Below are 12,648 nucleotides of genomic sequence, written 5' to 3' on the forward strand. Positions count from 1 at the left end.
ATCCCCCTAGAGAACGCTGGTTTCGATGATGTCGACGCCGCGGATTCGGTCGATCAGGTAGACGATGCCGCGGTCGTCGATGGTCACGTCGTTGGACGAGGAACGCTCCGCGCCCTCCGGCGCGTCGGGCATGAAATGGCCGACTTCCTTTGGCGCGAACGGATCGGCGATGTCGACGAGGCGCAGCCCCTGCGCGAACCACGCAAACGGAATGACGGTTCCATTGAACCGCTCGGAAGGCTGATGGCAGCCGGTCATCTGAGGCTGCGGTGAACCGTCCGTGTCGAGGCCTGGCACCTGGAAGGTCGAGATCGGCAACGGGTTGGTCTCGTCGGTGATGTCGTAAATCCAGGTGAAGGCCGGCGGCGATGGCCGAAGCTTGGCGACATCCTCGTCCGCCACCACCATGATGTTGCGGCCTTTGAGCGGCTGTGGAATCGGCAGGCAGGTGTGCGTGGGATGCGGAAAGCTCGGGCTCGAATTGACGTGCGAGACCAGCTTCGGCTTGGTGATGTCCGAAATGTCGAGGATGAACAAGCCATGATGCCAGTAGCTGACATAGAGCCTGTCGCCCATTCGCAGCGGATGGTGACAGCGCGGCGTGACATAGTCGTGCCAAGGATACTCTTCGCCGCCCCCGGTCCACTGGCCCGGTATCCACCAGCGTCCGACCTCGACCGGCTTCGCGGGATCGATCAGGTCGAGGATCATCACGATGTTGCCGACATAACCGTCGGCGGTCGGCGATATGTAGGCGTAACGGCCGTCGAAGTCGTAGCGGTGGACGCCCTTGCCGCCGGTTATCCATTTCGAGATGAGCTTCGGCTGTGTCGGCTTGGTGGTGTCGTAGAGCGCCAGTCCGCCGCCGAAATCAGCCGGGCCGGCGTCGCCAAAGCGCTCGTGGTTGATGATCATCAGTCCGTCCTTGGCGCGCACCTTGTGCGAGTGCCAACCGGGCGGGACATCGATCGTCGTAATTTTGCGCGGATTGCGCGGATCGGAAATGTCGACCAGCGTCGTGCCGCTCGGCGGCCGCATGTGGCCGATATAGAGGATGTTGCCGTCGACCCAGACCTGACCGCCGCCTGGGCAGTCGACATGGCCGATCTGCTTTGTGTTGAACGCCGAAACCAAATGCATACGCCCTTGCTGCTGAAATTCCATTTCGATGTCCACGCCGCCAATGGCGGCGCGGACATTGCCTGCCGGAGGACCGGAACTAGACGAGACGGAGCAGATCGCCGGCCTGGTTGCGGCCCCAGCGCTTGTAGAGGAGCAGCGCCTTTTGCGTCGGCGCATCGGTGGCGCCGAAGAAGATCACCGGCTCGCTCGACGAGCCGTTGACATGCTCGACCCAGGAACCGCCGGGTATGGCGATGGTGTCGAACTGGTTCCAGTCATAGCGCTTGCCGTCGATGATCGAATGGCCGTTACCGCGGAACGGCGCCAAGAGCAGGCTGGCGGTCTCACGCTGCGGCAAGGTCTTCTCGCCGGGACGCAGCATCTGCACGTAGAAATTGATGGTGTGGAAGACGGGTCCGCCGGTCGTCGGATCGACATAGTCGATGACGATGCCTTCATGGGGGTCGCCTTCCCAATCCTTGTGGGCGTCGAGAACCGCTTCCATCTTCTCCCAGCGATAGACATACATCGGCGACGACAGGCCGCCGCCACGCTTGTGGTCGACGAAACGCGGCATCAGGCCACCTTCGCCATAGATGCGCTGTGAGTAGTCGCTCGGATAGCGGGCGGTCTGCACCTTCTTCTCGACTTCCTTGCCATCGACCATCTCGGTGTATTTGTGGTCGAAATGGACGGCATGCAGCGTTTCGACCAGCGGCAGGTCGAGCACCGACAGGTTGACCGCCTGCTCGCCGCCGACGGTGCCGTGATTGTGCCAGGCGTCGTTGGGCGTCAGCACCATGTCGCCCGGGCCGAAGACCACGTCTTCGCCCTCGACGCCGGTGAAGTTGCCCTTGCCCGTCAGGCCGAAGCGGATGGCGCTCGGCGAGTGCTTGTGCGGCGGCATGATCTCGTCGGGATCGTTCAGGCGGTAGGCGGTGTACATGGTGCTGACCGATGCACGCTTGGGTGCAAGACCGGGATTGACGAGGATCAGCGAACGGCGCTCGCTGTCGTCCATGGTCACCAGTTCGGCGGCGCGCTGGAGCAGGGGCTCGATGTCCGAATAGGACCACACGAAGGGAACGGCTTTCGGCGTCGCCATCAACTGCTTGATCTCGTCATGGTCGACGCCTTCCGACGTCGCCCAGAACGGAAACATGTTCTTTGCGTAGAGGGCGTCATAGAGGCCCTTGAGTGCCGCCTTCTTGTTGGTGAGCACATCGTTAGCTGGTTGCGCCAGGGACATATCGGACACCTCTCGTCACGAAGAAAATACTTCTAACCAACTCAACCGTATTCGCATTGGTTTTGCTCGACAATACCCAAATTGCGAATTTTATAAGTTTTTGGTTGAGGTGCATTCTTGAGAGGCAAATGCCCAGAAATAGGCAGGAATAGCCTAGAAATGCACGAAACACGGCTCGCAATCAGGGCGTGAAACCGCTTCGCCACGGCCATGCGGACGCGCATGACAGTCCAACCAACGCAGTTTTTCAGTCTCAACCAAAAGACTTTGGTTGTATTCCGGCCGCCTTTATCAGGCCGCCACGCTCTGTCGAGCGCGGCTGCCGATCAGATCCGCGGCCTTTTCGGCGATCATGATGACCGCCGCATTGATGTTGCCGCAAACGAGGTCGGGCATGACCGAGGCGTCCACGACACGAAGCCCGGCAATGCCGCGCACCCGCAATTCCGGATCGACCACCGATGCCGCATCGACGCCCATGCGGCACGTGCCGGCCGGATGATGCACGGTGATCGAGGTCTTGCGGATATGCTCGTCGATCTCTTCGTCGCTCTCGCATTTCGGGCCGGGGAAGAACTCCGCGCCGACAAACGGGGTCATGGACGGCTGGCTGGCAAGGTTGCGTGCAACACGAAAGCCGGCGCGAAGCGACTGCCAGTCGCGCTGCGAGGACAGGAAATTCTGATGGATCAGGGGCGCGGCGACCGGATCGCTCGACGCCAGCTTGACGCTGCCGCGGCTCTCCGGCTGCACCGCAACGATACGGGTCGCAAAGCCGTCGGCGAACGGCGCCTTGAACGGCGACATGTAAGGCCATGCCCCAAGCGGCGCGGCGGTGAAAAGCAGCTGTACGTCCGGCAACGGCCGGCTTGCGTCGCTCTTCAGGAATGCCACGACGCCGCCAGGCACATCTCCCGAAAAGCCCTTTCCGGTGAGATAAGTCCTGACGAAATCCAGCCCGATACGATCGGCCCGCATCATCTTGAGAAACGGTCCAGGCTGTTTGCGCCGATACATCAGGATGACCGAAACGTGGTCCTGCAGATTCTTGCCGACTTGCGCACGATCGACCTTCGTCTCGATGCCATGCGCCGCCAGCTCGCCGCTGTCGCCTATGCCTGACAGCATCATCAGCTGCGGCGTGTTGATGACGCCGCCGGCAAGCAGAACTTCGCGCCGCGCCAGAACTTCATGGCTCGCCCCGCCTCTGGTGTAGGCAATGCCGGCTGCGCGGCCATCCCTGAGCAGGATCTTCGTCGCCATCGCGCCGGTCAGCACCTTGACATTGCCGCGCCGCATGGCGGGCCGCAGATAGGCGGTTGCGGTCGAGCAGCGGCGGCCGTTGGCAATTGTCATCTGCAGCCGGCCGAAGCCTTCCTGTATGGCGCCGTTATAGTCATCGGTCTGCGGGTATCCGGCATCACGGCTGGCTGTGGCGAAGGCATCGATCAGTTCGTCCTTGTAGCGGCAGAACTGGGTGTTCAGCGGCCCGCTGCCGCCACGGTACCGGCTTTCGCCCGCTTCCCAGCGCTCCTGCTTCTTGAAGTAGGGCAGCACCTTGTCGAACGACCAGTCCGTCAGGCCGCTTGCCGCCCAGCGATCGTAGTCGCCGCGATTGCCGCGCACATAAGCCATGGCGTTGGTGGAGGAAGAGCCGCCGATGACCTTGCCGCGCGCGCATTCGACCTTGCGGCCGCCGACATTGGCCTCGGGCTCGCAGAAATACATCCAGTCGTGGCGGCGCTCCGTCAGTATCTTGCCCCAGCCGAGCGGGATGTGGATCATCGGATCGCGGTCCCAATCCCCCGCCTCCAGCAAAAGCACCGACACGGCGGGGTCTTCGCTCAGCCGGTTCGCCAGCACGCAGCCGGCCGATCCCGCACCGACAATGACGTAGTCAAAGGTTTCGCCAGCCGGCATGCGTGATCCTCGGGAGAAAGACGTCTGCCGCGATGGCAACCGTCGACATGGGCAGTCAACCATCGCGCAACTGGTGTTGTCAACCATTGCGTACAGTTGTAGATTGGTTGAATTGGTTGAGTGCCGTCGAACAGGTTTTCGTGTCACAATATGATGTCGGGACGTTGAGTCGGCGGTCTGCCGATCGGACAGGAGATTTGGTTTTGAGCGCATTCGAGCCGCAGGTCGGACCATCTGATCTCGACGACATCATCGCCGCGGTCCGCCAGTTGCAGCAGGGCGGCGGCAAGCTTCCGTCCGAGCGCGATCTTGCGGAACATCTGAGCGTCAAGCGCCATCAGCTTCGCAAGGCGCTTGAAGTGCTGCGCCTTTCGGGCGACCTCAAACCGGCGCGCGCCAGGCGGGCGCCGACCGCCCTTCCAAGATATGGCGAGGAACTGGTCAGGGTAACCAATCCGATCGAGGTCCTGGAATTGCGCCTGATTATGGAGCCGGGCCTTGCCCGACTGGCGTCGCTGCGCGCCTCCTCTTTCGAGACGGCGCGGATCCTCGACGCGGCAACCACGCCGGAGAACGCCCCGTCGGGTGAGGTCGACTTCGCTTTCCATCTCGCGATCGTTGCCGCGGCCCGCAACCATCTCGCCGCGGAATTCTACAAGATGCTGCGCCAGGTCGGTGTCGATGCGCGAGTGAAGGTTGCGCGCACCGCGGCACCCACCTGCCCCAAGCGGATCGCCCACCGCGACGGCGAGCATCGCCTGATCGCCGAAGCGATCTCGCAGCGCGACCCCGAAGCGGCAGAGGCCGCAATGCGCGCGCACCTTCTGTCGGTGCAGAGACAGATCATGGAACGGTCGAATGCCGGCGCCTTTGCCGCGTGATCGCATCACCTCTGACATCGAGCCTGTGCGGGGAATTTCAAATTGAAACGTCATTTCGACGTGCTGGTCATCGGCGCGGGATCCGCTGGCTCGGTTGTTGCCAGCCGTCTCAGTGAAGACCGGTCGTACCAGGTCGGCCTCATCGAAGCCGGGACGATGCCGGCCGATCCCGACATCGCCGACCCGCTGAAATGGACGATGCTCCAGGGCCGCGCCTACGACTGGAGCTACCGGACCGTGCCCCAGCCCTTCACCGCCAACCGCGTCCATGAATGGCCGCGCGGCAAAATCGTCGGCGGCTCGAGCTGCCTGCATGCAATGGCCTATGTGCGCGGCCATGCCGATGATTTCGAATCCTGGGCACAGGCCGGCGGCGAGCGCTGGTCCTATCGGGGATTGTTGCCGGGCTTCATCCGCAGCGAAGCCTTCACCGCTTTCGACGGGCCAACACGCGGCAGGAGCGGCCCGCTGGACGTCTATCTGCCGGACGCCGAGGTCAGTCCGGTCGTGCGTGCCTACATCGCCGCCGGGCGATCCATGGGGGCTCCCGCCCTGAGCGACCACAACAGCGGCGAGCTGGTCGGCACCAGCCCCAATTCACTCAACATACGCGACGGCAAGCGCCTGAGCGTCGCCGACGCCTATCTGCCGCCGCGGGTCATGGCGCGGCCGAACCTGACCTTGCTCGCCGGCCACGAGGTCGAGCATCTGGTGCTGGACGGCCACAGGGTCACGGGCGTGAGCGTGGTCTGCGAGGGCCAGACCAGAACGCTCTGTGCCGACCGGATTGTCCTTTGCGCCGGCGCCGTGTCCACGCCGCTCATCCTCATGCGGTCGGGCATTGGTTGCCCGGATACGCTGAAGCAGGCTGACATACGCTGCCTTGCCGATCGCAGCGAGGTGGGCCGCAACCTGCAGGATCATCTGCTGGCTCTTGGAAATGTCTACAGCACCAAAAAGCCGGTGCCGCCTTCCCGCCTGCAGCACTCCGAATCGCTGATGTATCTGCACAGCGACGACCCGATCCGCTCCATGGGAAGTCCCGATATCGTGCTCGCCTGCGTCGTCGCTCCGTCGGCGGCCGAGGGCCTGAATGCCCCGCTTTATGGCTCGGCCTTTACCATCCTTTGCGGCGTCACCCATCCGACAAGCCGCGGGCGCATCACACCGAGCGGGCCGGGCCGCAACGATGCGCCGGTCATCGATCCGCATTATCTCGAAACCGAACACGATCGCGCGACATTCAGGATGGCGTTGAAGCGGGCGCGCATGGTCGGCCATCATGAGGCCCTGGACGAATGGCGCGATACGGAGATCCTGCCAGGCGCACCGGTTCGGTCCGATGCCGAACTCGATGCTTTCATCGCCAGGGCTGCTTCCACCCATCATCATCCGGCCGGCACCTGCCGGATGGGTCTTGACACCGAGGCCGTCGTCGATCCTGACTTGCGGCTGAACGGCTTCGACAATGCCTTTGTCGTCGACGCCTCGGTGATGCCGGCGATCCCGAGCGGACCGATCAACGCGGCGATCGTCGCCATCGCCGAAACCTGGGCGGCGTCTTCACGGGTTACCCCGCCGGCAGCGTGAGGGCGTCCGCGTCCGACACTTCCCCTGGGTTCCGAATGGCTCTGCTTCCCGGCGACTATCAGCTATGGAGATGCGTCAGCTCAAACGCGGCTCCGTCCTGGACGCCGGCCATGCGCTGCTCTGCGGACCGGAACATGTCCGCGAACTCCACCTGGTTCTCGAACACCACGCCGCCGACCTTGACCGTCAAGGCATCCTCGGTGCCTTTTGGCGCGAAATAGACTTGTGCGATGCGCGCCCTGATACGCTCGCCGATTTCCCTGGCTTCTGCTTCGGTCGCGCCGGCGAGGAAAACCCCGAACATCGACGTCCCCATACGTCCAACCAGATCCTCCGCGCGCACTGACGATTGTATGGTTGAGGCTATGAGCCGCAAGGCTTGATCGCCCCATTCAAGACCAAAGCGCAGGTTGATGGACCGCAGATGCTCCGAATGGATGACCAGGAAGGCGCCGGATTTCGGCCCCGGCACCGACGGCCTTGCGGTTCTTTTTTCGACCATCGACGTGAAGACCGCTCCGTTCAGGCAGCCGGTCGTGGTGTCGAAGGTTGCCGACTTGTCGAGTTCCCGGCGATAGCGACGAAGCTCGATCTGTTTCAATCCAACGAACAGAAAAAGCGGAACACCAAGAACAACAGGCAACAGGATTGCCGTGACCATGCTGCGCCCAAATGGCGTCAGCGCCTCGGAGAACAGAAGCAGATAATTGAGACCGACGGAAACGCCCAGGATTGCAGTGGTTCCCAGAAAGGTCAGCAAAGCGACGCCTTTCCATGCCTGGTCGGTGGTGCTCGCCATAGTCTTTGTCACTGGCCGATCTCCTGTGGATGGGCTTGTATAAGGCCGGTGTGTTGCAATTTCAGTTTCAAGGAACATTGCAATTTAATCGATTGCGCGATGACCCCATCAAGGCTGCGCCCGTGGCGGTTAACAAACAAAACATCAGGGATTGAATGACAGCCTATTGTGCCGGGCCGAACATGCCCATCTCCGCGTCCCTGGCTGTCGCCTCCGCCTTGCCGTAGATGCCGCTCGGCAGCGCCGTGGCCCAGCCGTTGGAGACAAGCCAGGCGCCAACATCCTGCTTGCCCAGCCTGCACGGTGCGGCGACGGCAAAACGCTCGACGTCCGGCGGTACGAAGCAGTGCAGCGCGCGTCCCCTCAGCCAGGAATTGAAAATGGCGCGGGCGCGCACGCCGCAAGGCCAGGTGACGTCATGAAACGAGCAGGAGCTGTCGAGATCGATGCCTCGCACTCCGCTGATGACCACCTTGCGGCCCATGGCTTCGAACATCGCCGATGATGTGGCAACCGGGCGGTAGAGCAAGACCTCCCGCCAATCCCTGGGCATCGGCGATTTCGGGGGCACGGCGAGACCGAGCTCGCTGAGCGGCGGACGGGGCTCGGTCCGTTCGATCTCAGCGGGATCAAGCCGTGGCGGAGCGATCAGGTCTTGAGCAACCCTGCGCGCCGGCTCCAGGCGTTGTGCGCCGGCACCCCGGGCAAACGGCCGGACAGGCTGCGTATCGTCAACATCCCGCGACCGGGCACGGACAGGCCGATCGACCGAAAGCAACGCCCCGCCCTGAATGATCAGCAGTATCCCGGCCAGAAGCAGGAGGCTTCCGAGCGCGATCGCCAAGCGGCTGCGGTCCGGACTGGCCATCAGCTTGAACAGGATCCCAGGGATTTGCGCCGGTCAGAAACCCGACGTCGATTTGGCAACCAGCTTGAGCGCACCTTTTTCAATCCGATAGAACGGCATTGAGCGTTGGCTGGATCCGTCGGCCCGAAACCGGAACAGGCCGGTCGACCCGCGAAAGCCGTTTGGATTCTCGAGAGTTTTTTTGCTGAAACCATCGGGCCCGACCGCGCTGGCAATCCCTGCCGTCAGGGCAACCATATCATAGGCGTAGGCCACATTGACGTCAGCCGGATAGTTGTATGTCGTCCTGAAGCGGTCGGCGATCGGCCCGGTTTCGCTTGGATCGAGCGTGGCGATAAACGCCCCCTCGAAGAGCGGATCCATGGGGTGCTCCAGCCAACGGTTCGTCCCGACGACGGAGATCGTCTTTCCCGGAATGCCCTTCGATTTGAGGGCGGCAAGGACAGGCGACGGACTGCCATTGCCGCTGGCGACGATGACGGCGTCTGGGGCGTCCACGAGTGAGCCCATTTCGTCGACCGTCTTCGCGCCGTCGCCGGCAGAATATCGGAGAGTGACCGCGAGCGCCGCGCCGTAGATGCTGAGGCTGTTTGCGACCCGCTTCTCCATGGCGCCGGCGTTTGGGCCATCCGCGACAAGCAGTACGAACTTCTTGCTGCCTTTCGCGGCCAGTCCCGCGGCGCCCGCGGCGGCGCTGTCCGCTTCGCCAAGGAGCACGGCATAGACCCCGGGGCCGCCGGCGAAATTGTCGGCGAGCGCCAGGACCGGTGGCCGCTTCGACCCCGACAGCGTGGCAATATGCTGGGCCGCCGGCAGCTCGGTCGGGCCGATGACGACTTTAGACCCCGTCGTAATGGCCGTAACCGCCAGTTTGCCGGCCAGTGCGCTGTCGCCTTTGGTGTCTTCTACCGTCAGCGCCAGCAATCCGTTGCCGATATCCGTCATCGCCAGCTTGGTCGCATCGAGCATCTTCCTGCCGTTTTCCCCGGCCGTTCCAGGGGCGGACAGCGGCAGCAGCATCGTGACTTTGGTCGACCCGGTGCCCAGCGACTGGGTCGCCTGGACGGGACCGGCACCGGCGGCGCCGTTCTGCCCGGCAGGCGCGGTAACCGCCGCCGGATCGAGCACTTCGGACACGCCGCCCTTCGACTGGCAGCCCGACACGATCGCGGCGAGCGCCAAGGCGATTGCCCATGTCCGCGGACGGTGGACCTGTCGGCCAGCTTCCATGAATGCTCCACCCCTATGTGCCGCCGGATATTGTTCCCGGTCTGGTCTTCAACGCATGTTACGGCGGACTTGCAGTGCCGTCTGTAGTTCTTTTAGCCGCCGAACAGCCTGCCTCTGAGCGCCCTGATCTGCCTTGCTTGCCCGGCACTTCGATAGTCGGCGCATTTCATGTATCGCGGCCCGGGCACGAACACGCGGCGCACGCAAACGCCCTTTGCCTGGGCAGGGGCTCCACCCTCCCCGCCTGGCGAAAATGCGGAAAAGCCGAACGTCGCCACCGGCAAAGGCCCGGTCACTTCGATCCCTTCCCTTGCCAGGATTGCCCGCGCACGCTGGCAGTAGCGGACTGAAAGGGCCGAGAACCGGCTTTCATTGTGCCCGGCGCGATACTTCATGACGGTGGTGCAGAGATCACCCGCGGCGAGCCTGTTGGCCTGTGCAAGATATTTGACCCCCAGCGCGATGTTGGCCGCCGGCGCGCTGAGATCGTCGAGGGAACCTCGAAAGCCGAGCATCCTGGCGGTCGCCGGCATCACCTGCATCAGGCCGACTTCGCCATCGGCGCCTTGCACGCCGGGATCGAAGCCGCTTTCGATCTCCATCACCGCATGCGCCAGCATCGGCTCCAGGCCATAGATCGATGCCTGGCAACTGGCAAACGCCTTGAATGCCTGCCGGGTCCACTCCGTGGTCGGATCACAGCGCACTGGTTGCTTCAGGCCGGGCGAAAACTGTTGTTTCACGAACGGTCGTTCCAGCCAGTTGGCACTGGCCGGCGTGATCGTTTGGACAAAGCCAAGCAACACGATCGCGACCGCGACCGCTTTCAGGAAGGATCCGTCGGCTGTCATGATGGCCAACAGGCGTCGGTTCGCCTATCCGGTCAGTGCATGTACTCGACCATGCGATCGTGAAAACACTCGCATTTGTTGAGGGTGTCTTCGTCCTTGTAGTTCGTCTTCAGGTAGCCGTAAGCCATGCCGCAGGCGACCTTGGCTTCCGATGCCCAGACGAAGACGGGCCGGGACGAGTTGATCCACTCCGAGCTGTTGGCGGCGGCGACCGACTCGTCCATCAGCTTCACCACCTCCTGCTTCAGATCGACGATGTTGTCGTTCAAGACCAGATTGGACGTGCCGACGACCCGGCAATAATCGCCCGTCGGGCCTTCGATGATGTCGGCGGCATATCCCGTCGACCCGACTGCCAGCAACAGCGTCGCAGCGGAAACAAGCAGTCTTGCAGAACGTTTCATGTTGAGCTCCCCTAAATATTAGCGACGTATAACATAATCGCGTGGTTGTGCGCTATGCCGTTACACCACGTTTGCCGTTGTCTGATGCTGGGTTATGCCGTCGTCGTAGAGCAGCGTGATCGTGTTGGCCGCGGGGTGGTTCGTGAGTTCCGCCACTTGGACAAAATTGGCCGGATCTCCCGATCCGCTCGTGTCGACACTCAGCACGCCGGTCCCTGCGTCGTAGTTGACGAAGTTGCCGACATTCGCAGGAGTCGAGTCGAACAGCGCTGTCAGGTCGATCTTGTCGCCGTCGCCGCCATTGAAGTCCGTGATCAGATCCTTGATGTCGAGGTTCTCAAGTCTGAACGTGTCGGCGCCCGTCCCGCCGGTGAGCGTGTCACTCCCGGCACCACCGACCAGCAGGTCGTTGCCGGCGCCGCCGATCAAAGTGTCGGCGCCGCCTTCGCCTCTGAGCGTGTCGTTGCCCAATCCGCCGGCCAGGTAATTGGCGCCGGAGTTTCCGTAGAGATAGTCATCGCCGGAACCGCCGATCAAGCCCTCGATGCCAGTCAGCGTATCTCCCGTGGCATCGCCCCCGGTGATGTTGCCATCACTCGGATTGCTGGGGGTGCCATGAACACCGGCGGCGCCACCGGCATCTGTCAGGTTTATCGAGACCGCCGCGCTGCCGGTATAGTCGGCGATGTCGGTGCCGGCTCCGCCTGAGATCGTATCGATATGCGTGCTGCCGGCGATCACGTCGTTGACCGTTCCCGCAAAGCCGGGGAGGGTGAAGGATCCACCCGAACTTGCAGCTACCTGATGGATGTCCAGTGATTGGGTCGCACTGACGTCGCCGTCTCCGTCGACCGCACTGACTTGGAAATGCAAGGTGGTGTCGGATGGCAGTATCGTTTGTGAGATGTCGACGGCAGACAGCCTGATTTTCGAACCGGCGTCACCGGTTATGGAAATTAGGTTGAAGTCGATCGAAGGGTCGATGACGAGATGTCCGTTCGTAACTGTCGCCGTTCCGCTACGGGTGTCGCCGGTAACGGAATTGGTTGCTACCCACGAAACAGAACCAGAGCTGTTGCCGGTTGCGGCGAAATCGAGGCTGCCTATGAACTTCGGATTCAGCGTCGGAGCATCGTTTCCGGCGGTTGAGGAGGTGTGAAACTCCATGGTGAAGTTTTCATCTTTCTCAATAAACTGATCGGCGACACCGAAGCCCTGTGTCGAAGAGTTGACGCCGGTGCCAGTGCCGGTGAACTCGATCAGGCCATCCGGCGTTTCAAGGAAAGGTGTCGGACCACCCGGCGACAGCCCCGTGAGTGTTTGAGTTACCGTTGTTGCTGCATCGGGCGTGATAAGGGCAAACGCGTAGGTGCCATCTGGATGCAAGGTGAGTGAATAGATATCGGTCCCAGTGGAGGTTTCGGCCAGCAGCACTGTCGTTCCGTCGCTCTGGACTGTCGTGCTGTAGCTAATCCCCGTGATCGCCGGTCCTGCTATGTTGAAATGATTGACCCCGTCGGCTCCCGCTACGAAGTCAAACAAGCCGTTGACGGATCCGACCTCGTTGGGGATCGTACCTGGCGTGAAAGCTCCAAGCGTCGGAATGTCGTCGACGATGTCGACCAGGATGGAGCCGGTGGTGGTGTTGCCGTGGGCATCGGTCACCGTATAGGTGAAGCTGTCCTTGTCCTGCTCGGTGGTGATGCCATTGTTGGTCGTCGCACCATCATAGGT

General features: G+C 62.4%; 11 protein-coding genes. 2 read left to right on the top strand and 9 right to left on the bottom strand.

Going from position 1 to position 12,648, the window contains the following annotated elements; all coding sequences use genetic code 11:
- Nucleotides 1-6: 6 nt before the first annotated feature.
- The 3 genes from LB519_RS30740 to LB519_RS30750 form a co-directional block, all read right to left on the bottom strand.
- Complete coding sequence (locus LB519_RS30740) at nucleotides 7-1,164, bottom strand: LVIVD repeat-containing protein (protein WP_224621908.1); 1,158 nt, start codon at nucleotides 1,162-1,164, stop codon at nucleotides 7-9.
- Between the two features lie 55 nt (nucleotides 1,165-1,219).
- Entirely contained in the window at nucleotides 1,220-2,371 is a 1,152-nt protein-coding gene (locus LB519_RS30745) for a cupin domain-containing protein (RefSeq protein WP_224621909.1), read from the bottom strand.
- 291 nt (nucleotides 2,372-2,662) lie between these two features.
- Entirely contained in the window at nucleotides 2,663-4,291 is a 1,629-nt protein-coding gene (locus tag LB519_RS30750; protein ID WP_027163708.1) for a GMC family oxidoreductase, read from the bottom strand.
- A 203-nt stretch (nucleotides 4,292-4,494) separates the two neighbouring features.
- Between LB519_RS30750 and LB519_RS30755 the strand changes: the two genes are divergently transcribed.
- A complete protein-coding gene (locus LB519_RS30755) occupies nucleotides 4,495-5,172 on the top strand; it encodes a FadR/GntR family transcriptional regulator (RefSeq protein ID WP_013529856.1) in 678 nt (225 codons plus the stop codon).
- A gap of 42 nt (nucleotides 5,173-5,214) precedes the next feature.
- A complete protein-coding gene (locus tag LB519_RS30760; protein WP_027163710.1) occupies nucleotides 5,215-6,762 on the top strand; it encodes a GMC family oxidoreductase in 1,548 nt (515 codons plus the stop codon).
- A 58-nt stretch (nucleotides 6,763-6,820) separates the two neighbouring features.
- Here the strand turns inward: LB519_RS30760 and LB519_RS30765 are convergent, their stop codons facing one another.
- The 6 genes from LB519_RS30765 to LB519_RS30790 all read right to left on the bottom strand — a co-directional run.
- Nucleotides 6,821-7,639: a GGDEF domain-containing protein gene (locus LB519_RS30765; protein ID WP_224621910.1), complete on the bottom strand. Its 819-nt coding sequence runs from the start codon at nucleotides 7,637-7,639 to the stop codon at nucleotides 6,821-6,823.
- 85 nt (nucleotides 7,640-7,724) lie between these two features.
- Nucleotides 7,725-8,429 (bottom strand): thermonuclease family protein, encoded by a 705-nt coding sequence (locus LB519_RS30770; protein ID WP_027163712.1) that lies wholly within the window; start codon nucleotides 8,427-8,429, stop codon nucleotides 7,725-7,727.
- A gap of 33 nt (nucleotides 8,430-8,462) precedes the next feature.
- On the bottom strand, nucleotides 8,463-9,659 hold the full coding sequence (locus LB519_RS30775; RefSeq protein WP_127365870.1) for an ABC transporter substrate-binding protein: 1,197 nt from the start codon (nucleotides 9,657-9,659) through the stop codon (nucleotides 8,463-8,465).
- Nucleotides 9,660-9,751: 92 nt separating this feature from the next.
- Entirely contained in the window at nucleotides 9,752-10,510 is a 759-nt protein-coding gene (locus LB519_RS30780; protein WP_224621913.1) for a lytic transglycosylase domain-containing protein, read from the bottom strand.
- 32 nt (nucleotides 10,511-10,542) lie between these two features.
- Nucleotides 10,543-10,914 carry a hypothetical protein gene (locus tag LB519_RS30785; RefSeq protein ID WP_024505134.1) on the bottom strand — a complete coding sequence of 124 codons (372 nt, stop codon included), beginning with the start codon at nucleotides 10,912-10,914 and terminating at the stop codon, nucleotides 10,543-10,545.
- Between the two features lie 60 nt (nucleotides 10,915-10,974).
- The coding region (locus LB519_RS30790; protein ID WP_224621912.1) for a calcium-binding protein at nucleotides 10,975-12,648 on the bottom strand (1,674 nt) is incomplete at its 5' end.

Origin of the sequence: Mesorhizobium sp. AD1-1, assembly GCF_020164655.1 — a bacterium.
GTDB lineage: Bacteria > Pseudomonadota > Alphaproteobacteria > Rhizobiales > Rhizobiaceae > Mesorhizobium > Mesorhizobium ciceri.

Excerpts from the sequence above, each read along its gene's own strand:
- LB519_RS30765 (WP_224621910.1), bottom strand. The coding sequence starts at position 7,639 with ATGTTCCTTGAAACTGAAATTGCAACACACCGGCCTTATACAAGCCCA.
- LB519_RS30750 (WP_027163708.1), bottom strand. The coding sequence starts at position 4,291 with ATGCCGGCTGGCGAAACCTTTGACTACGTCATTGTCGGTGCGGGATCG.
- LB519_RS30775 (WP_127365870.1), bottom strand. The coding sequence starts at position 9,659 with ATGGAAGCTGGCCGACAGGTCCACCGTCCGCGGACATGGGCAATCGCC.
- LB519_RS30770 (WP_027163712.1), bottom strand. The coding sequence starts at position 8,429 with ATGGCCAGTCCGGACCGCAGCCGCTTGGCGATCGCGCTCGGAAGCCTC.
- LB519_RS30745 (WP_224621909.1), bottom strand. The coding sequence starts at position 2,371 with ATGTCCCTGGCGCAACCAGCTAACGATGTGCTCACCAACAAGAAGGCG.
- LB519_RS30780 (WP_224621913.1), bottom strand. The coding sequence starts at position 10,510 with ATGACAGCCGACGGATCCTTCCTGAAAGCGGTCGCGGTCGCGATCGTG.
- LB519_RS30785 (WP_024505134.1), bottom strand. The coding sequence starts at position 10,914 with ATGAAACGTTCTGCAAGACTGCTTGTTTCCGCTGCGACGCTGTTGCTG.
- LB519_RS30740 (WP_224621908.1), bottom strand. The coding sequence starts at position 1,164 with ATGGAATTTCAGCAGCAAGGGCGTATGCATTTGGTTTCGGCGTTCAAC.